Origin of the sequence: Thermococcus sp. (assembly GCF_027023865.1) — an archaeon.
In the GTDB taxonomy this organism is placed as follows: domain Archaea; phylum Methanobacteriota_B; class Thermococci; order Thermococcales; family Thermococcaceae; genus Thermococcus.
Genome location: NZ_JALVUC010000019.1, coordinates 134,177 through 158,763, shown reverse-complemented (window position 1 = coordinate 158,763; position 24,587 = coordinate 134,177). Strand labels below are relative to the sequence as shown.

Below are 24,587 nucleotides of genomic sequence, written 5' to 3'. Positions count from 1 at the left end.
TTAGTCAGAGGGCTGTCCGGATGAAGGGGTGAGAAGAATGAGAGTGTTCGTTGCTGATACTAGCGTGATAGTTGACGGTCGCCTGACGCAGTTCCTCTCAACGTTCAACGAGAAGGTCAAGGTCGTCATCCCCGATGCTGTCGTAGCGGAGATAGAGCATCAGGCCAACGAGGGGAAGGCGATAGGACACACAGGCCTTGAGGAACTTAAGAAACTCAGGAAAATGGCAGACGAGGGAAGAATCCTATTTGAGTTTTACGGCGGGAGGCCTGAGCAGTGGCAGATTAGACGAGCTAAGGCCGGTGAGATAGACCACATGGTCCGTGAGACGGCGAGGGAGCTTGGAGCCACCCTTGTAACCGGCGATGGGGTGCAGAGAGACGTTGCGATAGCGAAGGGGATAGAGGTTGTCTACCTCACCGCTAAGAAAGAGCCGAGACACCGCCTCGAGGACTTCTTCGACGAGACCACGATGAGCGTTCATCTGAAGGGAGGTTTAAGGCCCTTTGCCAAGAAGGGAAAGCCCGGAAACTGGAAGTTCGTTCCGATCAGGGACGAGGTTCTAACGGATGAAGAACTCCACGAGATAGCCGATGATATAGTCGAGCGCGCGAGACGCGATCCGGAGAGTTTCATCGAGATGGACGAGCCTGGGGCGACTGTTGTTCAGCTCAGGAATCATCGTATAGTCATAGCGAAGCCGCCCTTTTCGGATAGAATAGAAATAACCGCGGTGAGGCCGGTTATAAAGTTAGGCATAGAGGACTATGAACTTGGTGACAATCTTTTAGAGCGCCTTAAGGATAGAGCACAAGGAATTCTCATTTCCGGTGCCCCTGGTGAAGGAAAAACCACCTTTGCGCAGGCTTTAGCTGAGTGGTACGCCTCTATGGGTAAAGTCGTAAAGACCATGGAGAAGCCGCGCGACCTCCAGGTGGGTAAAGAGATAACACAGTACACCGCTTTGAACGGTAGGATGGAGCTGACAGGAGACATACTCCTCCTAGTCAGGCCCGATTACACGATATTCGATGAGATGAGGAAGACCAGCGACTTCAAGATCTATGCAGACCTTCGCATGGCTGGAGTGGGAATGGTCGGCGTCGTCCACGCGACGAAGCCGATAGACGCGGTTCAGCGTTTTATAGGTAGGGTCGAGCTTGGAATGATACCGCAGATAATCGATACGGTCATCTTCATCAAGGCCGGCGGTGTTGAGAAGGTTCTGACGCTGGAGTACCTCGTCAAGGTGCCGAACGGCATGAAGGAGGATGATTTAGCGAGGCCCGTTATAGAGGTTCGTGATTTCGAGACCGGCGAGCTTGAGTACGAGATTTACACCTACGGTGAAGAGGTCAGCGTCGTCCCGGTCAGGAAGGAGGAGAAGGCTCCCGCTTTGAAGCTCGCTGAGAGGAGGCTTAAGCAGGAGATAAAGAAGTTTCTGCCTGATCTCTACACTGAGGTTGAGATAACGAGTCCGCACAAGGCGGTTATCTACGCGGATGAGTTCGACATCCCGGCGATAATCGGCAAGAAGGGCAAGCGTATCACTGACCTTGAGAAGAAGATTGGCATAAGTATCGATGTCAAGAGCTTCGCCGAGCGCGAGGAAGCGAAGCCGAAGGAGAAGGTTGCCGTTGAGGTCGAGGAGAAGAAGAAAACGATAGCGCTCCGCGTCTCTCCGGATTACGCGAAGAAGCCGCTGAAATTCTACGGTGGCGAACAGTACATCTTCACGGCAACGCCGAGCAAGAAGGGTCTCGTTAAGGTGGGCAAGAGCACTCCTATTGGGAAGGAACTCAAAAGGCTCATCGATGCAGGTATACAGATATGGGCGAGCACCTGAGGGTAGAAAACTTTTTATGATTTCTCTTATTTTTTCTTCTAATGGTAAAGAATGGCCTGTCTTTGATAATTGGGGGTGAATAGATGAGGCTCGTTGAGGATTTCTCTGCCCTGTTCACCATCCTAATCGCCGCCGCCCTCCTGGCCTACAGCACTTTTGAATACAGGGCAACGGGGATTATCATGCTCTGGCTGGCCCTTCTCATCCTCGCGTTTCTCCTGCTTGCAATTTCAGCGGAGCTGGAAAGGCTGGGGGAGAAGGTAGAAGGGCTGGAATCGAACCTTAAAAGTTCAGGAGAATGAAGGACAACTTTTTAACCCTCCCACCTATTTCTCACTGGTGGTTGCGATGAGGTATGATGTTATCATAATGCCGGAGACATTTCACAAGTTTGACAAACACAACCTGGAGCACATCTGCGTTCCGATGGTTATAGAGGACAGGAGCTACGATATAGCGATGGAGATACTCAACGGCATCGACAGGGTTCTAAAGGCACGTTTCAACGTTTCCACCGATACTCCTGAGGGCGACGACTGTGACGTTGTTTACAGGAAGTATACACTGGAAAAGGATGGAAAGAAGGCCATTGTCCATACGAAGCTCAGAAGGATGGGGAGTGACTGTCCAAAAATTAGCGGGAACCTTCGTAGTGTTTTTGAGTTCGAGAGGGACGTTGAAGAGGTCGTCAGGGAAATTGAGGGGTGCTTAACCTGATGTCTTTAATCCTCGCCTCCTCCAGCCCGAGGAGACGAGAGGTACTCTCCCATTTTATTCCCGAGTTTGAGGTCGTGCCGAGCGGAGCTAGTGAGGGGTGCTCCCTGAGCGAGCCTGCCGAATACGTCCTAGAACTGGCGCGGAGAAAGGCGAGGAAGGTTTACTCCCGCGTTTTCCCTGATTCTACGGTGATAGGTGCTGACACCGTGGTAAGCATAGACGGCCGAATCTTGGGCAAGCCAAAAACCGAGGGAATTGCCTTTAAAATGCTCAAACTCCTCAGCGGGAGGATACATAGGGTCACGACAGGTTACTGCATAATCCATAAGGGTGAAGAACACTGCGGGAAGGCCGTTACAGAGGTCAAGTTCCGCGAGCTTGACGAGGGGTTGATACGGGCATACATAGCCACTGGAGAGCCAATGGACAAGGCAGGGGCCTACGGCATACAGGGGAAGGCTGGCCTCTTCGTTGAGTGGATAAAGGGCGATTACTATAACGTCGTTGGTTTTCCCCTTGAAATAGTCTGGAAGCTTAGAGAAATGGGTTTTGAGGTTCTATCACGTTAAGTCTTCTGTTTTTAGGATTTTAAGCGTTTTGGAAATTTTTTTCGTGGTTTCATCTGCTATTTTCCCTTTGGAAGTTTTTAATTACAGTTTGTTATTATCAAACGAAGTGTTACAGATTATCAAAAAATCCATAACGAAATTTTTTTCGAATAGTGATGTGGGGAACGAAAATCGCCTGAATGCCACTATTTCCTGTTTTAAAACGTTGCAATAAGACTCTAGGAGATGTATACCTCTGATGGAATGGATTTGAGGGGGTGTGGGGGACGGAACGTCCCCCCGGATAATAAGACTCTAGGAGAATTGAAATGCAGTCGTTGAAGCTGTTCTACCCGTATCATAAGCCCTCACAAAATTCCCCGAAGAGCAAATCCCCCTTTTCTCCACCTGCCTTTAAAAAGGCCTTCTCGCTCCATTCCACGTTTCCAACACTTCTGGGATTGTGAGCATCACTCGCGAAGGTAAGCTTTATTCCGCGCTGTATGCACTCCCTCACGAACCCGACGTCCGGGACGCGGTAGCGGGAGCTGATCTCAAAGGCCTTTCCGTTGGCTTCCGCAAGCTCAAAGATCTCCTGAAGTTCGTCCGTCCCTGGAAAGCCGATGTAGAGGAAGTTGGCACCGAAATGACCGATCACATCGACGTTTTCATCCATCAGGGCTGCCTTTACGAGTTCAAGGTATTCTTCCGGCGTTTCGAGCCACTCGTGGACGCTCGCTATAATAAAGTCCAGCTTCTTTGCCATCCAGTCCGGAACGTCAACGCCGTCGACCGTGATGTTGCCCTCAACGCCAACCAGGACCCTGACCTCCGAATCCTCAGCCCAGTGCCTAACCTCCCGGACGTAGCGGTTTAGGGTTTTAGGCCCGAGGTAGTGGCTGTGGTCGGTTATCGCGAGAAGTTTTAGTCCTCTATCCTCGGCGATAGCGATGTTGTCGGCTATCGCGCCGCTCCCGTCTGAGTAAACCGTGTGGGTGTGGGTGTCGTGTGGGAACCTCAGCATGTCTTGGGGTAAATCCTATGGTTAAAAAGGCTTCTGGACAAAATATCCAAAGTAAAGCCCACACTTGAACTTTGACAAAGGTTTAAATATCTCCTAGCCTAAAAAGGGACGGTGGTGAGCATGGTCGAGCGTTCAAAGGTTCGCGTTGTCATAGCAAAGCCTGGTCTGGATGGTCACGACAGGGGTGCGAAAGTCGTCGCCAGGGCACTGAAAGAGGCAGGTTACGAGGTTATCTATACTGGGATAAGACAGACGCCAGAGCAGATAGTTGAGACGGTGATCCAGGAGGACGCACCGGTTTTAGGGATAAGTATACTCTCCGGCGCACACATGGTTCTCATTCCGAGGATACTAAAGCTCCTTGAGGAAAGGGGTCTCAAGCTGAACGAAGATGTCGTTGTCTTCGCTGGTGGTATAATCCCGCCCGATGATGCAGAGGAACTCAAAAAGATGGGTGTCGCGGAGGTCTTCGGACCTGGAACCTCCCTTCAGAAGACCATTGAGTTCGTTGACAGGGCCGTTGAGAACCTCAAGAGGTTTAAGGAGGCTTAGGTTTATATCCCCCCATTTCTTATTCTCCCCGATGCCCTATGAGCTTCGAAGAACTGGTGGAGGCACTTCTCAAGGGCGATAAAAAAGCCGCGGCGAGGCTTATTACCCTTGCCGAAAACGATGAAGAGAACGCAAAGGAGATAGCGAGGCTCGTTTATCCTCACACCGGGAAAGCCTACGTCGTTGGAATAACGGGCCCTCCCGGGGCTGGAAAGTCAACCCTTCTGGACAAGCTCATAAAGCTCGCAAGGGACGAGGGAAAGGTCGTTGGAGTCATAGCCATCGACCCCACATCACCGTTCACGGGTGGTGCCCTCCTCGGTGACAGGCTGAGGATGCAGAGGCATTCCACCGATCCGGGTGTTTTCATAAGGAGCATGGCCACTCGTGGTTCTCTCGGCGGCTTGGCAAAGACAACGAACGACGCGGTTAGAATACTCGACGCCTACGGTTGCGACGTCATTTTCATTGAGACGGTAGGAGTCGGCCAGACAGAAGTGGACATCGTGAAGACCGCTGACACGGTGGTCCTCGTTAACGTTCCAGGCCTTGGGGATGAGGTTCAGGCTTTAAAAGCGGGGCTGATGGAGATAGCCGACATATTCGCCATAAACAAGGCTGACAGGGAAGGGACTGAGATGCTCTACCTTGAGCTGAAAATGGCCATCGAGTTCGAGAAGGAAAAATGGAGGAAGCTCGGCTGGGAGCCGCCGATAGTCGAGACGATAGCGTTCACCCTGAAGGGCGTGAAACCACTTTGGGAGGCCATAAAGAGGCACCACGAGTTCCTCAAGAGAAGTGGGGAGCTTGATGAGAGACGGAAAAAACGCGCCAGGGAGGAGATAAAGGCCATCGTCGCCGGGGAAGTGGCGAGAAAGGTTGAGGGGAAGCTTAGGGAGGAAAACACTGAGGGACTTATAAACGCCGTCGTTGAGAGAAAGCTTGACCCGTATTCAGCGGCCGAAAGGATTATGGGCGAAGCTCTCAAAGTTTAGGTGGTGATACCATGTTTAAGAAGATAGACCATGTTGGGATTGCAGTTAAGAACCTCGACGAAGCCATAAAAGTCTGGGAGGGTCTTGGCCTCAAGGTGGATGAGGTGGAGGAAGTCCCGGATCAGAAGGTCAGGACAGCGATAATTCACGTAGGGGAGAGCAGGATAGAGCTTCTAGAGCCAACGTCTGAAGACTCACCGATAGCAAAGTTCATAGCCAAACGTGGTGAGGGGATACACCACATCGCCCTCGGAGTCGACGACATAGAGGGACACTTATCGGAGCTTAAGGGGAAGGGTTATCGCCTCATCGACGAGAAGCCCAGACCCGGTGCTGGGGGAGCGAGGATAGCCTTCGTCCACCCCAAGGCCGTGACGGGGGTTCTCCTCGAACTCTGCCAGAGGAACTGATTGCCCTTTTTCGTTGATTGTTTATTTTTGTTAAATACTAATACCCAATTGTGTCCATTAATCTAGTAAAATGGAAAGTTTTATAAATTTCTGTTATTATTATGCTGTGGCTTAAATTCAATTCGTCCACCGGTGAGGCATATGTCACTATGGTTTGGCAAGAAGGAACCCCTGTTTCAGGGTTCGGGACTTCTCGACGAGGAGGGCTTTCATAGCATCCTTCAGTCCAACCCACACATCCAGAAAGTTGTCATAACGAGACGGTACAACATTAATCCCTCTACCAACGTCAGGCTCATCTACCTCTCAAAGGTACCCCACCCTGGACATGTGGATCCTTCAAAGCTTCATATCCTTGAGCAAACCATCTGGCGGCTTCTTCAGGATTCCCAGTCGGACGTAATCCTAGACGCCTTCGAGTACCTAGTCATTGAGAACGGCCTTGATACTGCCCTTAAATTCACGGGCAAGCTTCGCGATACGGCTGTCCTAGCTGGTTCTAACTTCTACGTCACGGTGAGCGGTGCCCTTGACGAGAGGACAATTCACATGCTCCGCAGGATACTCGATTGAGAGTCGGGGTAAAGTTATATAACCTTCCGCACCATTCTCGCGTTAGGTGTGAGCTATGCCTTACATTGAAAAGATTGAAATGAAGGGCTTCAAATCCTACGGTAACAGAAAGGTTGTGGTTCCATTCTCAAAGGGATTCACTGCGATAGTCGGTGCCAACGGTTCTGGAAAGAGCAACATAGGTGATGCCGTTCTTTTCGTTCTCGGCGGGCTTTCGGCCAAAGCAATGCGCGCGACGAGGATAAGCGACCTCATCTTCGCCGGAACTAAGAGCGAGCCTCCCGCGAAGTACGCTGAAGTGGCTATGTACTTCAACAACGAGGATAGGGGATTTCCCGTTGATGAGGATGAAGTTGTCGTTAAGAGGCGCGTTTATCCAGATGGCAGAAGCACCTACTGGCTCAACGGTAAGAGGACGAGCAGGAGCGATATACTTGACGTTCTGAGTGCCGCGATGATATCGCCGGAGGGATACAACCTCGTCCTGCAGGGTGATATCACGAAGTTCATCAAGATGTCCCCCACCGAGAGGAGGCTCCTCATCGATGAGATCTCTGGAATAGCCGAGTACGATTCCAAGAAGGAGAAGGCAATGGCTGAGCTGAAGCAGGCCGAGGAGAACCTCGCGCGTGTTGATCTGCTCATAAGGGAGGTAAAGGCCCAGCTCGACAAGCTTGAGAAGGAGCGCAACGACGCCCTTCGCTACCTCGACTTGAAAGACAGAGTGGAGAAGGCTAAGGTTACGCTCCTCCTCGGGGAGGTAAGGAGGCTTGAGAACCTCATAGGAGAGAGTAACCTTCGAAACAAGGAACTTGGGGCCGAGATAGCAGCGGTTGAAGCCAGGCTCAAGGAAGTTGCAAAGGAAATAGTCGCAAAGGAGAAGGAGCTGAGTGCAGTTGAGGGAGAGCTTGAAGAGAAGAGCGAGGACGGCATACTCGAGGTAACGAGGAGGATAAGCGAGGTTAAATCCAAGATCGAGCTTGCCAAGCGGAATATCGAGAATGCGGAGAAGGAGATAGAGGAGAGCCAGAGACGTATGGCCAAAGCTAAGGAGGATCTGAAGAAGGTCTCCGGAGAGGTAAAGAAGAGCAGGAGCGCGATAACCCGTTGGAGCAAGAGGAAAGAGAAACTCATAACTGAAATCAAGGAGAAGGAGGTCGTCAAGAACGAGCTTGTTGTGAAGCTCGGCGAGATAGACAGGAGCTTTGCCGTGGCGAAGGAGGACTTTGACAAGGTCGTTGCTGAGCTTGAGGAGGCAAAGAAGGAGCTTTACATGCATGAGGGCGACATAAAGAAGTTTGGAGAGGAGATAGAGCGTGCGAAGGCTAAGATAGCTCAGAACAACGCAAAGAGGATGACATTGAAGTCCAGAATTGAGGAAGCTAGGAAATCCCTCGAATCGAAACGCTCCGAACTTGATGATGTTGAGGAGAAGATCTCAAGGGCCGAGGCGAGGCTCAGGAAAGCAGAAAAAGAGCTTGGGGAGACGACAAAAGCTTTGGAAAAGGTCGAGGGGGAGAGGGCCAAGGCAAAGGAGGAGCTGATAAAAGCCGAAGCTCAGAGGGAGGTTCGCGGAAACCGTGCGGTAGAGTTCATCAAGGGGAGCAACATCCCCAGCCTCTACGGCACCCTTGGTGAGCTGATAACCGTCACTGATGAGAAATATGCACTGGCCGTTGAGGTGGCCCTCGGTGGCAACTACGACAACGTTGTTGTGGAGGACGACCGTGTTGCCGAGAGGGCTATAAAGCTCCTCAAGGAAAAGAAGCTTGGAAGGCTTACCTTTCTGCCGCTTAACAAGATAAAGTCGCGCTCGATGCGCGAAAAGCCAGCCCTTGGTGTTCCTGCCATCGACGTAGTCCACTACGATCCGCGCTTCAGGAATGCAGTAGCTTATGCCCTCGGCGACACTCTCATCGTTGAGGACATGGATGAAGCGAGAAGCGTCGGAATAGGTAAAATCAGGATGGTCACCCTCGGTGGTGAACTCCTGGAGAGGAGTGGTGCCATAACCGGCGGCCACTATAGACCCCGCGGAAGGCTTGGGGTAAATGTGGAGGAGATACGGAAGCGCGTTGAAAAGATGGAACGCGAGAAAGAAGCTTTGGAATCCGCGGTAAACGCCCTCAAGCTTGAGGTCAGGGGGCTCGAGAACGAGCTCTTCAACCTGCGCATGAAGAAGAGCGACCTGAGCAAGGACCTTCAGGTCGTCCAAAAGGAGATGGAGAGGCTTCTTGCGGAGGACAAAGCCCTATCGGAGGAGGTTGGGGAGAACGAGAGGCTTATCAAGGCGCTGGAGGAGAGAATCCACGGGGTAAAGGGTGAGATGGCGAAGCTCCGCGGCAGGATAGAGAGGCTGGAGAAAAAGCGCGAGAAGCTCAAGAAAGCCCTCGAGAACCCGGAGGCGAGGGAGCTGAACCAGCGCATTAGGGAGGTCGAGGCCGAGATAAGCAAGCTCCAAACCGAGTTGAGCAAGGTGGAGAGTAAGCTTGAGTCCCTTGAGGCGAGAATAAACGAAGAGCTTCTTCCAAGGAAGGCAGACCTTGAAGAGGAGGTAGAGGGCCTCGTCAACAGAATAAATGCACTGAAGGCTAACATCGAGGAGAACAGAAAGGCCATAGATGAGTACGAGACGGAGCTTGGGGAGCTTAAGAAGGCGGAGGAGAACGTTAAGGATGAGCTTAAGGAACTCCGCGAGAGACGCGAGGAGCTTAGAAACGAGATAGTGGAACTCCGGAGCGAGAAGGATGAGCTTTCGGCAAAACTGCAGGAGCTTCGCGTAGAGGCTAACACACTGAAGATAAAGCTCGCCCAGTATGAAGGTGCACTGGCGGAGAGGCGGGAAGAACTTAAGCAGTATGATTCAAAGATCATACGCTCAATAACGGAGATTCCGCTCGAACTTGACGCCCTCAGGGAGCAGATAATCAAGATGGAGGAGGAGATACGCTCTCTCGAGCCTGTGAACATGAAGGCCATAGAGGACTTTGAGGTGGTCGAGCGCAGATACCTCGAGCTGAAGAGCAAACGCGAGCAGGTCGTCGCTGAGAAGGAAAGCATAGAAGAGTTCATTGGAGAGATAGAGGGTCAGAAGAAGCAGGTATTCCTTCAGACGCTGAATGCCATAGCGAGAAACTTCTCAGAGCTGTTTGGAAAGCTCTCCCCTGGCGGGGATGCAAAGCTCACCCTTGAAAACGAGGAAGATCCATTCGCCGGTGGTCTAGAGGTCGAGGCAAGGCCCGCTGGCAGGGAGGTCAAGAGGATTGAATCCATGAGCGGCGGTGAAAAGGCAATAATAGCCCTCGCTTTTATCTTTGCCATCCAGCGCTACAAGCCCGCTCCGTTCTACCTCCTCGACGAGATAGATGCCCACCTTGACGACGCAAATGTAAAGCGTGTTGCCGACCTCATCAGGGAGTCCTCCCAGAACAGTCAGTTCATAATCATGACCCACCGCGACGTCATGATGGCAAACGCGGATAGGATAATCGGCGTCAGCATGAGAAACGGTGTTTCAAAGGTTGTCTCTCTCAGTCTTGAGAAAGCCAGGAAGATACTCGCCCAGATACGGGAGAAGAACGAGGAGGAGCACAGGGAGATGTTTGGAAGAGTGGAAGGGTGAGCAAAATGGAGGCACGAAGGGAAGAGGAGATAACGCCCGTTGACATCCTCCTCCAGCTCGTCACTATGGGCAAGGTCGACCCCTGGAACATCGACATAGTCGACCTCACCGAGAAGTACATCGAGAGACTGCGTGAGATGAAGGACCTCGACCTGAGGGTTTCGGCTAGGGCTATCCTAGCCGCTTCGATACTAGTGAGGATGAAGAGCGAGGCTTTGCTCCACGAGGATGAGGAGGAAGAGGAAGAGCAACACGAGGAGCGCCTGAGGGTCGAGGTCGAGCCTCTCGCACCTCCGTTGAGGAGGATGGAGCGCTACTACACCTTTGACGACCTGCTTGACGCTTTAATGGACGCCCTTGAGGAAGCAGAGAGGAAGAAGCCACGGAAGCGGAAGAAGATTGAAATAGAAGAGGAGGTCTTCGTCGTTGAGGACTTCCGCGTTGACATCCAGAAGCACGTCAACAGGCTCCATGAGATAGTGGTCAGGATGTACGGTGAGACCGGCTCGCCGATACGCTTCTGGGACCTCGTCTTCGACCCGACGCCAAAGTACGTGGCAAGAACATTCCTCTACCTGCTCTTCCTCTCAAATATGGGGAAGGTTGAACTCATCCAGGAGGAGCCTTTTGGTGAAATCCTCGTCGTTCCTATTGAGGAAAGCGCGTAGTTCTCCCTTTCGCTTTTCTTCGCCGGCCTCAATGTTATCGCCAGCAGAGGAGGCTTGCTTCCAACATAAAAACTCCTCTTCTCACGGTTGATGTAGAAACAATAGACACCATCCGGAACCAGTTCGAGGAATTTCAATGGAATCGTTTCCTTCACGAGCCTCCCATCAGAAAAGACGCACTTGCAGGGTTGTTTTATCCCGTCAACCCTACTCTTAATCTCCCCCAATGAAAGCATCTTGCAGTCGAGTTTAACCGAAACGAGACTCTTCCGTCCGTCCGTAAAAATCACTACCTCATCGTTTACCCTAATCCTAACCGAGCGGTTCAGAAACTCCCAGAGCTTGGAATAGACTCGCTTGGACTTTCTCCTCTTCGCGAGCCTCTTGATAAGCCTCTTCTCTGCGTGCCTTGTGAGGAGCATGCGATAACTTGGGCGAAAACTTTAAACCCTTTCCTGTGTAGGTTCCTATGTATGTGGTGACTATAGATGAGAGTATCAACTCGGTGGTTTTTGATTCTCTTTCTCGTTGCCTCAGTGGCGGATTTCACAACCACCATCTATGGAATCCGCTTTGGCTTTTCAGAGGCCAATCCAGTTCTCGCCGCTAGATTGGGGAACCTTTGGATGTTCACCCTTACGTACCTGGTGTACACTGTTGTTGGTCTAGCACTTCTGTGGTTCACCCTGAAGATGACCAAGTTCTCTCCCGTGTTTGGGATATTTGCGGGGTTTTTCGTGCTCCTCAAGACCCTCCCAGCCGTCAATAACTCCCTCTTACTCGCAGGAATTCAACCGACGTCGTTCGCCTTCACTGCCGTCCGGTGGCTTCTCAGGCTCGTATGAGAAGCTTTTTATCCTCGGTCTCTTTCTTTAAATCATGGGTTACCTCAGGAGAGATTCAATCGAACCGCGCGTCTATCAGGAAGTCATCTACGCGAGGTGCAAGGAGCGCAACTGCCTCGTCGTCCTTCCGACTGGACTGGGGAAGACGCTCATAGCGATGCTGATAGCGGACTACAGGTTATCGAATTACAACGGGAAGGTTCTCTTTTTGGCTCCGACGAAACCCCTTGCAGTTCAGCATACGGAGGATTTTAAAAGGCTCTTTGACCTTCCACAGGAGAGTATAAACGTCCTGACTGGAGAACTGTCGCCTGAAAAGAGGAAAAAGCTCTGGGAGGAGAGCATTGTCATTACCGCAACACCTCAGACCGTGGAAAACGATATCCTAACGGGCAGGATTTCTCTGGAAGATGTGGTTCTGCTTGTTATAGACGAGGCCCACCGCGCGGTTGGAAGCTACTCCTACGTCTTCATTGCTAAGGAGTATTTGAAAGCAGCCAAACATCCGCTCGTTTTGGGATTGACAGCATCTCCAGGGAGCGATGAGGAGAAAATACGCGAGATAGTGAAGAACCTCAGGGTGGAGCACGTAGAGATGAGAACCGAAAGCTCGCCCGATGTCAAACCCTACGTCCAAAAGATCGCCTTTGAGTGGATTAAAGTCGAACTTCCGGAGATTTACAAGGAGGTCCGCTCCCTCCTGAGGGAGATGCTGAAGGAGAGCCTCAAACCGCTTGCCCACTTCAAGCTCGTCTCAACCTACTCACCCGAGGTCTCCAAGAGGGAGGTTCTCCAAGCCGGTTCAAAGATCAACCAAGAGGTTGCAAGGGGAAACTACGAAATCGGGAGGCTGAGGATGCATCAGGCCAAGGCCATAAAGCTCCTCCACGCGATAGAACTCCTTGAAACGCAGGGATTAACCGCTCTAAGGGCCTACCTCAAAAAGCTCCGTGAGGATAAGAGGGCTAAGTCGAGCAGGGAACTCATGGAGGACCCGCGCATGAGGAGGGTGGTCTATCTCCTAGTTCAGGCGAATGAGAGCGGAATCGACCACCCGAAGATGGAAAAACTGATGGAGCTGGTGAGGAAGCAGCTCGAGAGAAAGCAGAACTCCAAGATAATTGTCTTCACCAACTACCGCGACACTGGAAGGAAAATCGTTGAGGAGCTTGGGGAGATGGGGGTCTCAGTGGAACGTTTCATAGGGCAGGCCAGCAGGGGAAAGGATAGGGGAATGAGCCAGAAGGAGCAGAAAGAAGTCCTTGAAGCTTTTTCTAGGGGAGAGTTCAACGTCCTCGTTGCCACAAGCGTTGGCGAGGAAGGCCTCGACGTCCCTGAGGTTGACCTCGTAGTTTTCTACGAGCCTGTGCCTTCAGCGATAAGGAGCATCCAACGTCGTGGTAGAACGGGCAGGCACAGACCTGGAAAGGTCGTCGTTCTGATGGCGAAGGGAACGAGGGATGAAGCATATTACTGGAGTTCAAAGCGGAAGGAGAGGGGCATGTTTGAAGCGATAAAAAAAATCGCCCGGGAGCTTGAGAAGGAGAGGCCGAAAGAGAAGAACCCTAAAATAAGGGAAAAAGTTTCGGGGAGTGCCGAGATGGGTAGGGGAAAGATAACCCCGCTGGACTCGTTCCTGAAGCCAAAACAGGAGGAGAAAGAAGAACTCTCAAAGGCAGTGAAAGAAGAGAGTCCAAAGATGGAAAAAGGTTCCAAAGTTGAAAAGGATAAAAAGGAAGCCGGAAAGATCCCGGAAGAAGACAAAGAACTTCCCATAAAGCCGATTTTTGTGAGGAAACCAAAGGGTATCGTTGTTTACGTCGATTCACGTGAGCTTAGGAGCGGGGTTCCGAAGCTTCTGAAGGAACTCGGAGCGGAAGTCGAGGTTAGAACGCTGGATGTTGCTGACTACGTTGTCAGCGAAGAGGTGGGAATAGAGAGGAAGAGCGCCAACGACTTCATACAGTCCATAATCGATGGCAGGCTCTTTGACCAGGTGGAACGCCTGAAAAAAGCCTATGAGAAACCGGTGATAATCATCGAGGGCGAGCTTTACGGCATCAGGAACGTCCACCCGAACGCAATAAGAGGGGCAATAACTGCCGTAACCCTCGACTGGGGCGTTCCAATACTCTTCTCCTCGACCAAAGAGGAAACGGCGGGTTTCATATACTTAATGGCCAAACGTGAGCAGGAGGAGCGGAAGAAGGAGGTTCGCCTGAGGAGCGAGAAGAAAGCTTTAACCCTCTCTGAGAGGCAGAGGCTTATAGTCGAGGGTCTTCCGAATGTCTCGGCGACTCTGGCGAAGAGGCTTTTGAGGCACTTCGGCAACGTGGAGCGGGTCTTTACAGCAACCGAGGAGGAACTAAAGGAGGTCGAGGGCATAGGCGAGAAAAAGGCCAGGGAGATCAGGAGGGTCATCACCGCGCCGTACGTTGAGGATGGAGGATAATCTCAAGAGCCTTCTCCTGGCTTTTATACCACGTTAGGTTCGAGATGTCGAAGAAGTGAACGTCCGCATTGATGTCATAGGGGATTCCGGCTTTGGAGAGGGCTGAAACCATGGTCCTGGTGAAGTTCAGTTCGAGTCCCATCGGGCACAGCGGTTCATTCCCGTTTCCTCCACCTTTCAGGTAACAGTTTGGCCTCCACGCCCCGAACCACGTGGGAATTCCGGTTTTCCGCGACCAGTTCAGGGCGCTTGAAATTGCGTTTTCAATGTAGCTCTCGTTGTATGCGCACTTCTTTGGTCCGGATGCGTAGATGTGCCATTCCGCTAAGGTATAACCATCGTTCGTGACGTGGAGGTCGTTTAAATAGAAGGGGCTTGAAGTGTACGGCGGCGTGACGAAAACCAGCCTGTAAGGGTCTATCGCCCTTATCTCCTGTATTGTTTGGCTGTAAACCGCGTTAAGGATCTCCGGGTGGGTTTTGATGGCCCCGCTCGACTCTATGAGCAGGTCGTAGGAGAGGGTGTAGGGATAACCCCTGAAGTACTCGGCGACGGTCCTCCACCACTCAACGAAGTGCTCCTGCGCGGATTTGCTCGTGGGGTTCTCCCTCAGCTCTGGGGCCGTGTAGGTTATTATGGGAATCAACCCGGCCTTCAAGGTGTCGTTAACGATTTCGCCGAGCTGGAGGAGTGCAGTCCTGTTCGCAACGACGTCCTCGCTCACTCTAATCCTGACGTTGGAGAAGCCCTTCTCTTTGAAATACTCTGGAATATTCACTCCACTTGAGCGCCAGTGGAAGTAGTAGTGGTTAACCTTCGCAAAGGCCATCCAGTCCACGTTTATGCCCACGCCCAGCATTCTCTGGTATTCGACGGCGGTTATCGAGCTTCCACCCGAGGTTTTGACATCCCCTGAGGAAGTTCCCTTTCCACGATGCTCGCCAGTGTTCCAGGTAAAGAACACCAGGAGGAGTGTAGTAATTACTAGCACGCCAATTGCTTTCTTCATGCTCCCACCGCTGTCATTCACTCTTTTCTTGTAAAACTACTTTTGGTACAACCCTTGAAGTATGCCGAGACTGAGAAGGATAATCACTCTCAACCCAGCGCTTGAAGAATGAGGGTCATGAGTGTGCCCCCGGGGAGCGAAGGGGACTCACGGCTCGCCAAAGCGCTCATCCCCCGCGGTTTCCCAGGGGCGTTGGGACCTTCAAGGCGTGTTCTTAAATCCCTTTCGCGGTTTTTTCATAACCGGCAGGAATATTCGTCCGCCGGTTAAATTACCATGGTAAATGAAAAAGGTTTTATACGACTTTGTTCATAAAATAGAAAGGTGAGAGGCATGAAAACGGTTGAACTTGAGATGAAGCTCCCCTACAGGGAGAAAGGAACCGTGCTGTCAAAGATCCTGCAGGAGATAAGGGGGAGAATAAGGGCCGTGCACTTCCTTCCGCCCGACCACAGGGGGATCTCCGAGGTGAAGCTGGAGATTTTGGAGAACGATCCGGAATCCCTCCGCAAGAAACTCAGAAAAATGATAAAGAACGGCGGGTTCTCCCTCAGGATAACCGCAGGTGCATGAGATTACATGGCGCTCAGTGCCACCCAGATGAGGAACATCGTCCCTATAACATCGCTGAGCGTCGTAACTACCGGTATCGCCACGTTGTCGGGGTCCCAGTTGTACCTGTCCGCCAGGAGTGCCACGACCAGCCCGATGAGCATGGCCATGAGGATTATCAGAGGGAACCCGAGCACGAAGTTCCAGAGTATCCTGGCCGGCCTGTGGATGTAGTGAACCACCACCCACATCGAGATCAGGTTCGTCAGGTAGCCTATTATGGGGGCGATGATGAGAAGGGCGATGAAGTCGTAGAGGGTTTCCCTGCTCCTGACGGCCTTGGCACCCTTGAGGTGTATCTTCGTTGAAACCTTCGCCGCTATTATGGAGCCGAAGTTGCCCATGCTGTCGTTGACGCTCGGCCACATGACGCTGACGATTATGACGGCGTTGATGACCTGCTGGTAGGTGACGAGCAGGCCGCCTGTGACGGTTTCTATAAGGGACATTGCACCGATGACCGCCGCGAGCTCGCCAAAGGCCCTCTTGTGCTCCTTCTTGAAGCGGGCCTTGAATGCCAGGAAGATAAGAACCGCCAGCATCGAGAATGCCAGCAGGTAAAAAGCCCCCTTGTTGTTCAGGTAGAGGAGCGCAAAGTAGACCATCGTGGGCATCGTTATGAGGTCAGCCATCGAGCTTATGAGGGGGGCCGCTATCAGGTCCGGATCGTAGCCCCTCTTGAAGGGAATGATCGTTATGAAGGCCGTTCCGTAGCCGAGGAGGACCCCGATGAATATCGCAGAGGCTATGACCATCAGGAGGACTATAACGTCCTGGAAGATGTTGTGGACGATGAACAGGCCAACGACCCAGAGGACTATGAGGGGTATCTTGCTGCTCAGGATGGCCATGACTATCTGGGTTGTAACCTCGGGATCGCGGACGCTATCGATGAGACCGAGGTTGAGCTTCGTCGTGAAACGAGACGCCAGGGCGGAGAAAATGTTGCCGCGGAGGTCCATCAAACCCGGCATTATGAACACAAGTATCGGGAAGTAGTTCATTATCGTGTCCCAGTTCTTACCGAGAACAGCACCGCCTACGAAGTCAAATATCAGGCACAGGAACAGCGCCGGGAACGAGAGAAGGAACGCGTCCCTGAGCTTGCCTCTGAACGTTTCTGAGGTTCCAAGCGCGGCCTTTACTACCGTCATCCTCCTCACCCCTCATTGCTCTCACCTCCACGTCGGTTCCACTGAAGTCCATCACGGCCTAAAGCTGGCCGGGAGTTTATAAAAAAGTTGTGGTTCGTCGGCAAAAGAAAGGAATCATCCTTTTATTCCCCTGTTGAGTTCCTCAAGCTTTTTCCTGGCCATTTCCAGAGAACCGGCCTTCTCTATCGCCGTCCCCGTGACAACGATGTCGGCCCCGGCTTTCACAGCGGCCCTTGCCTGCTCCCCGGTTTTTATGCCACCCCCTACTATCAGCGGGACGTCTATGACTTTTCTCACGATGGAAATCATCTCAGGGGGAACCGGCTTCTCTGCCCCGCTACCGGCCTCAAGGTAGACAAGGCGCATCCCGAGGTATCGGCCGGCCAGAGCGTAGGCAGCCGCTATCTTTGGCTTGTGTCTCGGGATGGGTCTAGCATCGCCGACCCAGCCGACGGTTTCACCGGGTTCGATTATGAGGTATGCCATTGGTATTGGCTCTATACCGTAGCGCTTCACTTGGAACGCTCCCAAAGCCTGCGCACCTGTGATGAAGAAGGGATTGCGCGAGTTGAGCAGGCTCATGAAGAATATTGCATCAGCGTACCTGCTTATCCCGCCGTGGGAGCCGGGGAAGAGTATCGTTGGCAGTGATGATGACTCCTTAATTGCCCTAACGACATCGTCTAAAACTTCCCCTTCCGCACCAGTAGAACCGCCTATCATTATCGCATCGGCACCTATCTTCTCACTCATCTCCGCTATCTTCCCGGCCGTTTCTGGGTCAACGTCATCTGGGTCGAGGAGAACGAAGTGGAGCTTCTCCTTTTTGAGCTTTTCGTGGATATACTTCTCGACCTTCCCAAGCTGAAGCTTCATCTTCTTCCACCGAACTTCCTAATCTCTTCCTCACTTTTAACCCTTTTCCACTTCAGGCTAAGCTCCTCAAGAATTCCCATCAGGACTTCATCCGGCTTCTCCTCAAACCGGTAGAGATTCGTGCTCACCCTAACGTCGCCGGCGCCGAAGCCCTCAACAGGCTGGCCGAAGCGTGAAACTTCCAGAGACAGCCTCTCTTCAAGCCTATCCTTGCTTGGAATTAGGTATGCCCTGAGCAGCTCCGCCTCTTTTAGAAGATAGTCGATGTGCCAGTGGAGCCTTTTCTCCTTCGAGAAGTGCCTCTTAACCCTTTTTTCGAGGGAGTTCATAGCCGAGCCGACATAGACGTAGTAACCCTTCCCCAGCGGGAACTCCCGGGCCTTTGTTCTTACGATTTTGTCACCGTCAAGCCGTATCACGAGGAAGTAAGACCCCTTCATGGACGGAACTTCACCCACCGATTTATAAACCATTGCACCGAAATCGTTGTGGTGTACCGGATGGACGAGAAGAAAAGGAAGAGACTCCCTGATGACTTCGCTTGGCAGGAGTACGACAGGGAGGAGTTTGAGGAGACTTTTCCAGCGCTAGCGAGGGAGCTTGAGGGATGGGGCCTTCCGGTGGGCGCCTACCGCTCGTCTGAGGGGGAATCAGAGGAAGATGAAGAGGCTAGGAACTTCTCGGGCTATACTCCAACGGTTATAGACTTCCTCAGGAGGTGCGAGACGGACGACGAGGCCCTTGAGGTGATCAACTGGATGGAGGAGCACGGTGATATAAGCCACGAGATGGCTAAGAGACTGCGCGTAATCCTTGTCCATGAGGGCGTTAGGGCCTTCGGCCCGAAGAAAGGATGGGGCTGGTACGAGAGGCACAGGGGCTGAGAGGTGGCCGCTGTGAGGCTCAATCCTGAGGCGAGGGCACTATACAAAAACATCCGGGAAGAGATAAAGAAGCGTTTGCTCCTTCCTGGGAGCGCCCGCTTTCTCGATGAGTTCAAACCTACTTCCGACCCAGAGGAGATACTACGACGCCAGTCATACCTCAGAGAGGGCCTCGGGAGGGTCTCGACCAGCCTCGCGGAGTTCATAGGGCACGTGCGGCCGGTTAAGTTCCGAAGGGACTATCTCCACGACAGGGTTCTGATAGTTGACCCGGGAGAGATTGAAGAAGCGGAGAAACTGGGCCTATGCCCCGTCTCGACGTCGCCTGAGGATGCGGAAGGCTACACCCTCGTTCTGAGCACGGTCAGCTACGGAATCGACGTCGAGCTTGCCCCCTCGCAGATTGCTCCCGAGCTTTACGTGATGCCCCTCTGGGAGAATCGGGATACACTTGAGGCGCTCTCAGCGATTGGGGAGCTAACCGGTATAAAAAGCGTTGCGAGGGAGATACTCAATGCACTTGAAGAGCTGGAGGAAGTTATGCAAAAGCGGTTGGTTCTCGAGTCCCTCGAGGAGACCGTTGCCGAAGCGGAGCGTGAGCTGAATGAGAATGTATCCAAGAAGCTGGAGAACTTTAGCCTGACGCTGAGTGGTAGGGAGCTGGTTGAATTTCTCGGGGAACTCAGGGAGGGAAACTACGAAGCCATCTTCCGCCACTTCGGAAAGGTCGAGGACGAGATACTTGGCATGATAACCCGGACCGAGAAAGACCTCTCAACAAGACTCGGCGTTTCGGTGGAGCTATTCCCCAGGGAGGAGCTTTTCCCGGTCAGGGCCCCACCCGGGAGGATTGAAGAGCTGAGAGAGGTCTTGGAGCGCGAGCTTGCGGTGGAGCTCTACCTTAAGAGCAGGGAAATCCTGGAGAGTATTATGCCACTCCTTCCAAAGCTCAGGGAGGAGCTGTTGGGAGTTTATGAACTCGACTTCCTCCTGGCGGTAAAGGGCTTCACTGAAGGTTTTACGTTTCCGGAGATTGATGGGTGGGGAGTGGCTTTCATCAACGGGAGACATCCCTTCATCGATAATCCCCAACCCGTGAGCTACGTCGTTGGTCCGGTTCCGGAGGGCTTTGAAGTCCCGGGTTCTGAAAACCTCCGAGGTGAGAACGTTGTAATCCTCACCGGCGCCAACAGCGGAGGAAAGACGACCCTGCTCGAGCTTACCGCATACATCTCACTGCTGGCCCACATGGGCTTCCCGGTTCCGGCTGAAAGGGCATGGGTAGGGTCATTGGACGAACTTTTCTTCTTCAGGAGAAAGAGGAGTGCCTACGGCGCCGGCGCCTTTGAAACCGCCATGCGCTCGTTCGTCAGGGCGCTCAAAGGCTCCAGGAGGAAGCTGATACTCATAGACGAGTTCGAGGCGATAACCGAACCCGGTGCGGCCGTCAAGATAATCGGGGAACTCCTGAAAGTGGCTCACGAGAAGGGTTTCAACGTTGTCATAGTTTCCCATCTCGGGGAGGATCTGAGAAAGGAGCTCCCGTTTGCGCGGGTCGATGGAATAGAGGCGAAGGGCCTGAACGAGGACTTGAACCTCATAGTTGATAGACAGCCAAAGTTCGGGAGGATCGGAAAGAGCACGCCCGAGCTTATCGTGGAAAGGCTCGCCAGGAAGAAGCGCGGAAAAGAGAGGGAGATTTTTGAGAGGGTGCTGAGAGCATTCAAGGAGGAATGAGCGCTACCGTGGGGTTAACCCACCCAGCTCCTTTCCCTGTACCTGCCGCGACTCTCTATTTCTTCCAGTTTTTCCTCAATTTCCCTCCTTGCTTCTTCATCCAGGCTTTCCCCGTAACCATCCAAAACGGCGTTGAAGCCCTTCTCGGCCCAGGTGTAATGGGTGCTCTCCATCGCCCTCTGCAGGAGGTGGAGGTCAACTCCCCTTGCCTCGAGGGTTGAGTCGAAGTCGGCCAATCCAAAGTCGATGAGGTAAACTTTGCCCTCCTTGAGTATCATGTTTGAGGTTGTCAAATCCCCGTGGACTATGCCCGCCCCGTGAAGTCTCGCCACCTGCCTCCCGATCTCCCTGCATATCTTCAGCCGCTCTTCAATTGGAATTCCCTCAAGGTGCTCCTTCAACCGGAAGCCGTTTATGAACTCCATGGCGATCTTCATATCCTTTATGTCAACTTCGTAGACGTGGGGGCAGTTGACGCCGAACTTCTTGGCCCTATGTAGAATCCTCGCCTCCCTGATGGTGCGCTCTTTTCTCAGCTTAACATCTATCTCCTCTATCCTGTAGCGCTTTGGAATCCTGTGCTTCACGATGACCCGCTCGCCAGGCAGGAGGGTTACCCCAAAAAACTCCTCAAACTCTGCCAAGTAAATCTTGGCCTCGGCGCCCTGCTTTATCAGCTTCACCCTATCACCCCACATCGCTTGCACAGTACCTCTGGCAACATTCAAGTCTATGGTTTAATTCACTTTCAGGTTTTAGCCTTTTCTTCCATCTTATTGAATCTTTTTGTATTTTAAACAAATTTTATCCTAAATCTTGAAATTTTTGAACAAAAAACTTATATAGAGTGCTGACGAAGTGTTCCTGCAAAAAAGAGTTGACAGGAGGAATGTGGAATGGCTCAGTTGAGTGGACAACCGGTTGTTATTCTGCCGGAGGGGACCCAGAGGTACGTTGGAAAGGACGCTCAGAGACTGAACATTCTCGCAGCCAGGATAATAGCCGAGACCGTGAGGACCACCCTCGGACCAAAAGGAATGGACAAAATGCTCGTCGACAGCCTCGGCGATGTAACTGTCACCAACGATGGCGCCACCATCCTCGACAAGATTGACCTCCAGCACCCGGCCGCTAAGATGATGGTTGAGGTTGCTAAGACTCAGGATAAGGAGGCTGGTGATGGTACTACTACTGCGGTTGTTATCGCTGGCGAGCTTTTGAGGAAGGCTGAGGAGTTACTCGACCAGAACATTCACCCGAGCATCATCGTCAAGGGTTACACCATGGCCGCCGAAAAAACCCAAGAAATACTCGACCAGATGGCCATAAAGGTCGACCCTGAGGATGATGAAACCCTTATGAGAATAGCCATGACCTCGATGACTGGCAAGAACGCTGAGAGCCACAAAGATATCTTTGCGAAGCTCGCCGTCGAGGCCGTCAGGCAGGTTGCCGAGAGGACCGAGGAAGGTTACACCGTAGACATCGACAACATCAAGATCGAGAAGAAGGCCGGTGAGAGCGTCGAGGAAAGCGAACTCATCCGCGGCGTTGTCATCGACAAGGAGCGCGTTCACCCCAGGATGCCGGGCAGGGTTGAGAGCGCTAAGATAGCGCTCATCAATGAGGCACTCGAGGTTAAGAAGACCGAGACAGACGCCAAGATCAACATCACAAGCCCGGACCAGCTCATGAGCTTCCTTGACCAGGAGGAGAAGATGCTCCGCGAGATGGTTGACAAAATAGCCGAGACCGGTGCTAACGTCGTCTTCGTCCAGAAGGGTATTGACGACCTGGCACAGCACTACCTCGCCAAGAAGGGCATCCTCGCCGTTAGACGCGTTAAGAAGAGTGACATGGAGAAGCTCGCCAAGGCCACCGGCGCCAAGGTCGTCACCAACGTTAAGGACCTCACCAGTGATGACCTCGGTGAGGCTGAGCTTGTCGAGCAGAGGAAGGTTGCTGGAGAGAACATGATTTTCGTTGAGGGCTGCAGGAACCCGAAGGCGGTCACCATACTCATCCGCGGTGGAACCGAGCACGTTGTTGATGAGGTCGAGCGTGCTTTGGAGGACGCTCTCAAGGTCGTCAAGGACGTCATGGAGGACGGCGCGGTTCTCCCGGCCGGTGGTGCTCCTGAGATTGAGCTTAGCATTAAGCTCGACGAGTACGCCAAGCAGGTTGGCGGTAAGGAGGCCCTTGCTATAGAGAACTTCGCAGAGGCCCTCAGGATAATCCCGAAGACCCTGGCAGAGAACGCCGGCCTTGACACCGTCGACGTCCTCGTCAAGGTCATCAGCGAGCACAAGAACAAGGGTGTTGGAATAGGCATCGATGTCTTTGCCGGTGAGCCTGCTGACATGCTCGAGAGGGGCATCATAGCTCCCGCAAGGGTTACGAAGCAGGCCATCAAGAGCGCGAGTGAGGCGGCAATAATGATCCTCCGCATCGACGACGTCATAGCGGCGAAGGCCAGCAAGTCAGAAGGCGGCCAAGGCGGAGGAATGCCCGGCGGAATGGGTGGAATGGGCGGCATGAACATGGGCATGTGATGCCCTTTATCCCCTTTTCTGACCAGCGATTTTTATAAGCCTTTTTTGAAATTTTTATCAGGGTGGTAGAATGTATCAGGTGAAGGAGAGTCCGGCGGGGTACCTCTTTGACCTCCCGCGCGAGAGGATAGCGTTCCTCTTCCTAAAGGGCGGAACCTACGTTATGTATCACGACGAGAGAACGCTCTGCTACTCTGGTAGATCTATAAACGTCCCAAAGGGAGAGATTGAGCATTTCAAGCGGACAGGTGAGCCTCCAGAACTCATCAAGGAGATAAAGTCGGGAAACTACCCTGAATCCTGCGTCGTCAAGGAGCTTCCTCCAATAGATGAGGACCTTGAGCCATTGAACCCCTCAAGGAAATGCGTCATAACCTTCACCGGCTTCCAAGACACGGTGATAGACTACGTCGAGCACGGAAAGGATGTTTTAGCGGTCGCAAGGCTTATCGACGAGCCTGAAAATGTCTGCCGCTTCTTCGGAAAGGGCAATTACAAGATGGCAGCGGTGAGGCTCAAGCGCGGTGAGGGATGCCTCTCGAGGGGAGAGTTCCTCCGGAAGGTTGGGGAATGCATGTCCAGATCCCTTTAAGGGAAACTTTTTATATCCTTTTGTTAGTTTAATCTTGGAGGTGAGAGGATGGGTATGGCGATGTGGCTTAGAACCGGCCTGCTGATGGCCTTATTGACTGGCCTTCTCATGGGCATAGGCTACCTCTTTGGCGGGCCAAACTGGGCGTTTATGATGTTCCTATTCTCGTTAGCCTTCAACTTCATCACCTACTGGTACAGCGACAGGATTGTGCTGAGCTGGTACAACGCTAGAATAGTCGATGAACATGAGGCTCCGGAACTCTATGCTATTGTGAGGGACCTGGCCGAGAGGGCCGGCCTTCCAACCCCAAGAGTGGCCATAGTCCCAACGGAAACCCCAAACGCTTTTGCCACAGGTAGAGACCCCAAGCACGCGGTCGTCGCTGTAACCACGGGCCTGCTGAAGCTCCTAAACAGGGATGAGCTTGAGGGAGTTTTGGGACATGAGCTGACGCATATCAAACACAGGGACATGCTCATAGGAACCTTCGCGGCAGCGATGGCCGGTGCGATAATTCAACTCGCTTACTGGGCCAGATGGATGGCAATATTCGATGGCTTCGGTGACGACAGGGACGGGGACAACGTCATAGTGGCGGTTATGATAGCAATCCTCGCTCCAATCGCAGCGATGCTCATCCAAGCGGCCGTAAGTCGCTCCAGGGAGTTCTTAGCGGATGAGGGTGGAGCAAAGATAAGCGGCAAACCTCAGGCACTCGCAAGCGCGCTGATGAAGATTGAGGGGGCGGTTCGCTACAGGCCCCTCCAGGAGGGAAACCCTGCAACGGCCCATATGTTCATCATTAACCCCTTCCGGGGCGTGAGCATAGCTAACCTGTTTTCCACCCACCCACCGACTGAAGCCAGGATAGAGCACCTCAGGAAGATCGCGGAGGAAATGGGGATTTATTTCTGAA

At 52.6% G+C, this 24,587-nt stretch carries 25 protein-coding genes; 18 read left to right on the top strand and 7 right to left on the bottom strand.

Annotated features, from left to right (window positions below):
* Nucleotides 1–37: 37 nt before the first annotated feature.
* The 4 genes from MV421_RS06455 (at nt 38) to MV421_RS06440 (ending at nt 3,132) form a co-directional block, all read left to right on the top strand.
* Nucleotides 38–1,846, top strand: coding sequence for a PINc/VapC family ATPase (locus MV421_RS06455; protein ID WP_297420208.1), 1,809 nt, complete (start codon nt 38–40; stop codon nt 1,844–1,846).
* Nucleotides 1,847–1,929: 83 nt separating this feature from the next.
* Entirely contained in the window at nt 1,930–2,148 is a 219-nt protein-coding gene (locus MV421_RS06450) for a hypothetical protein (protein ID WP_297420205.1), read from the top strand.
* A gap of 46 nt (nt 2,149–2,194) precedes the next feature.
* Nucleotides 2,195–2,563: a hypothetical protein gene (locus tag MV421_RS06445; RefSeq protein ID WP_297420240.1), complete on the top strand. Its 369-nt coding sequence runs from the start codon at nt 2,195–2,197 to the stop codon at nt 2,561–2,563.
* Entirely contained in the window at nt 2,563–3,132 is a 570-nt protein-coding gene (locus MV421_RS06440; protein WP_297420202.1) for a Maf family nucleotide pyrophosphatase, read from the top strand. The genes MV421_RS06445 and MV421_RS06440 overlap by 1 nt, the downstream gene beginning before the upstream one ends.
* Before the next feature lie 337 nt (nt 3,133–3,469).
* Here MV421_RS06440 and MV421_RS06435 read toward each other — a convergent pair whose 3' ends face one another.
* Nucleotides 3,470–4,135, bottom strand: a complete 666-nt coding sequence (locus tag MV421_RS06435; protein ID WP_297421208.1) for a PHP domain-containing protein — start codon at nt 4,133–4,135, stop codon at nt 3,470–3,472.
* Between the two features lie 120 nt (nt 4,136–4,255).
* Here MV421_RS06435 and MV421_RS06430 point away from each other — a divergent pair, with 120 nt between their 5' ends.
* The 6 genes from MV421_RS06430 to MV421_RS06405 all read left to right on the top strand — a co-directional run bounded on the left by MV421_RS06430 (nt 4,256) and on the right by MV421_RS06405 (nt 10,955).
* The gene (locus MV421_RS06430) at nt 4,256–4,687 is read left to right on the top strand and encodes a cobalamin B12-binding domain-containing protein (RefSeq protein ID WP_297421230.1); all 432 of its coding nucleotides are present in this window, start codon (nt 4,256–4,258) and stop codon (nt 4,685–4,687) included.
* Between the two features lie 38 nt (nt 4,688–4,725).
* Complete coding sequence (gene meaB / locus MV421_RS06425) at nt 4,726–5,682, top strand: methylmalonyl Co-A mutase-associated GTPase MeaB (RefSeq protein ID WP_297421210.1); 957 nt, start codon at nt 4,726–4,728, stop codon at nt 5,680–5,682.
* 11 nt (nt 5,683–5,693) lie between these two features.
* Nucleotides 5,694–6,092, top strand: a complete 399-nt coding sequence (gene mce, locus MV421_RS06420) for a methylmalonyl-CoA epimerase (RefSeq protein ID WP_297421212.1) — start codon at nt 5,694–5,696, stop codon at nt 6,090–6,092.
* Between the two features lie 141 nt (nt 6,093–6,233).
* Entirely contained in the window at nt 6,234–6,665 is a 432-nt protein-coding gene (locus MV421_RS06415) for a DUF835 domain-containing protein (RefSeq protein ID WP_297503129.1), read from the top strand.
* Nucleotides 6,666–6,720: 55 nt separating this feature from the next.
* On the top strand, nt 6,721–10,287 hold the full coding sequence (gene smc / locus MV421_RS06410; RefSeq protein WP_297421216.1) for a chromosome segregation protein SMC: 3,567 nt from the start codon (nt 6,721–6,723) through the stop codon (nt 10,285–10,287).
* 5 nt (nt 10,288–10,292) lie between these two features.
* Entirely contained in the window at nt 10,293–10,955 is a 663-nt protein-coding gene (locus MV421_RS06405) for a ScpA family protein (protein WP_297421219.1), read from the top strand.
* Here the strand turns inward: MV421_RS06405 and MV421_RS06400 are convergent.
* Entirely contained in the window at nt 10,859–11,377 is a 519-nt protein-coding gene (locus MV421_RS06400) for a hypothetical protein (protein ID WP_297421221.1), read from the bottom strand. The genes MV421_RS06405 and MV421_RS06400 overlap by 97 nt on opposite strands.
* Before the next feature lie 66 nt (nt 11,378–11,443).
* Here MV421_RS06400 and MV421_RS06395 point away from each other — a divergent pair, with 66 nt between their 5' ends.
* Together MV421_RS06395 and MV421_RS06390 are read left to right on the top strand one after the other, a co-directional pair.
* Nucleotides 11,444–11,800, top strand: a complete 357-nt coding sequence (locus MV421_RS06395; RefSeq protein ID WP_297421223.1) for a DUF5658 family protein — start codon at nt 11,444–11,446, stop codon at nt 11,798–11,800.
* Nucleotides 11,801–11,834: 34 nt separating this feature from the next.
* The gene (locus MV421_RS06390; protein WP_297503127.1) at nt 11,835–14,252 is read left to right on the top strand and encodes a DEAD/DEAH box helicase; all 2,418 of its coding nucleotides are present in this window, start codon (nt 11,835–11,837) and stop codon (nt 14,250–14,252) included.
* Here MV421_RS06390 and MV421_RS06385 read toward each other — a convergent pair.
* Nucleotides 14,221–15,261 carry a cellulase family glycosylhydrolase gene (locus MV421_RS06385; protein ID WP_297421227.1) on the bottom strand — a complete coding sequence of 347 codons (1,041 nt, stop codon included), beginning with the start codon at nt 15,259–15,261 and terminating at the stop codon, nt 14,221–14,223. The genes MV421_RS06390 and MV421_RS06385 overlap by 32 nt on opposite strands.
* 324 nt (nt 15,262–15,585) lie before the next feature.
* Here MV421_RS06385 and MV421_RS06380 point away from each other — a divergent pair, with 324 nt between their 5' ends.
* Nucleotides 15,586–15,834 carry a hypothetical protein gene (locus MV421_RS06380; RefSeq protein ID WP_297421228.1) on the top strand — a complete coding sequence of 83 codons (249 nt, stop codon included), beginning with the start codon at nt 15,586–15,588 and terminating at the stop codon, nt 15,832–15,834.
* 2 nt (nt 15,835–15,836) lie between these two features.
* On the opposite strand, the gene MV421_RS06375 is transcribed toward MV421_RS06380, so the two are convergent.
* The 3 genes from MV421_RS06375 to MV421_RS06365 all read right to left on the bottom strand — a co-directional run bounded on the left by MV421_RS06375 (nt 15,837) and on the right by MV421_RS06365 (nt 18,343).
* On the bottom strand, nt 15,837–17,027 hold the full coding sequence (locus tag MV421_RS06375; RefSeq protein WP_297503125.1) for a magnesium transporter: 1,191 nt from the start codon (nt 17,025–17,027) through the stop codon (nt 15,837–15,839).
* Between the two features lie 114 nt (nt 17,028–17,141).
* Nucleotides 17,142–17,903, bottom strand: coding sequence for a geranylgeranylglyceryl/heptaprenylglyceryl phosphate synthase (locus MV421_RS06370; protein ID WP_297503123.1), 762 nt, complete (start codon nt 17,901–17,903; stop codon nt 17,142–17,144).
* Nucleotides 17,900–18,343 carry a DUF123 domain-containing protein gene (locus MV421_RS06365; RefSeq protein WP_297420305.1) on the bottom strand — a complete coding sequence of 148 codons (444 nt, stop codon included), beginning with the start codon at nt 18,341–18,343 and terminating at the stop codon, nt 17,900–17,902. Before MV421_RS06365 ends, MV421_RS06370 begins: the two co-directional genes overlap by 4 nt.
* A 60-nt stretch (nt 18,344–18,403) precedes the next feature.
* Here MV421_RS06365 and MV421_RS06360 point away from each other — a divergent pair, with 60 nt between their 5' ends.
* On the top strand, nt 18,404–18,787 hold the full coding sequence (locus MV421_RS06360) for a DUF2095 family protein (protein WP_297420308.1): 384 nt from the start codon (nt 18,404–18,406) through the stop codon (nt 18,785–18,787).
* A 12-nt stretch (nt 18,788–18,799) separates the two neighbouring features.
* Complete coding sequence (locus tag MV421_RS06355; RefSeq protein ID WP_297420311.1) at nt 18,800–20,524, top strand: endonuclease MutS2; 1,725 nt, start codon at nt 18,800–18,802, stop codon at nt 20,522–20,524.
* 14 nt (nt 20,525–20,538) lie between these two features.
* Here MV421_RS06355 and MV421_RS06350 read toward each other — a convergent pair whose 3' ends face one another.
* Entirely contained in the window at nt 20,539–21,207 is a 669-nt protein-coding gene (locus MV421_RS06350) for a Kae1-associated kinase Bud32 (protein WP_297420314.1), read from the bottom strand.
* Between the two features lie 213 nt (nt 21,208–21,420).
* Between MV421_RS06350 and thsB the strand changes: the two genes are divergently transcribed.
* The 3 genes from thsB (at nt 21,421) to MV421_RS06335 (ending at nt 24,586) form a co-directional block, all read left to right on the top strand.
* Entirely contained in the window at nt 21,421–23,076 is a 1,656-nt protein-coding gene (gene thsB / locus MV421_RS06345; RefSeq protein ID WP_297503122.1) for a thermosome subunit beta, read from the top strand.
* 70 nt (nt 23,077–23,146) lie between these two features.
* Nucleotides 23,147–23,668: a hypothetical protein gene (locus MV421_RS06340; RefSeq protein ID WP_297503121.1), complete on the top strand. Its 522-nt coding sequence runs from the start codon at nt 23,147–23,149 to the stop codon at nt 23,666–23,668.
* Nucleotides 23,669–23,716: 48 nt separating this feature from the next.
* Nucleotides 23,717–24,586: a zinc metalloprotease HtpX gene (locus MV421_RS06335; RefSeq protein WP_297421354.1), complete on the top strand. Its 870-nt coding sequence runs from the start codon at nt 23,717–23,719 to the stop codon at nt 24,584–24,586.
* Nucleotide 24,587: the final 1 nt, after the last annotated feature.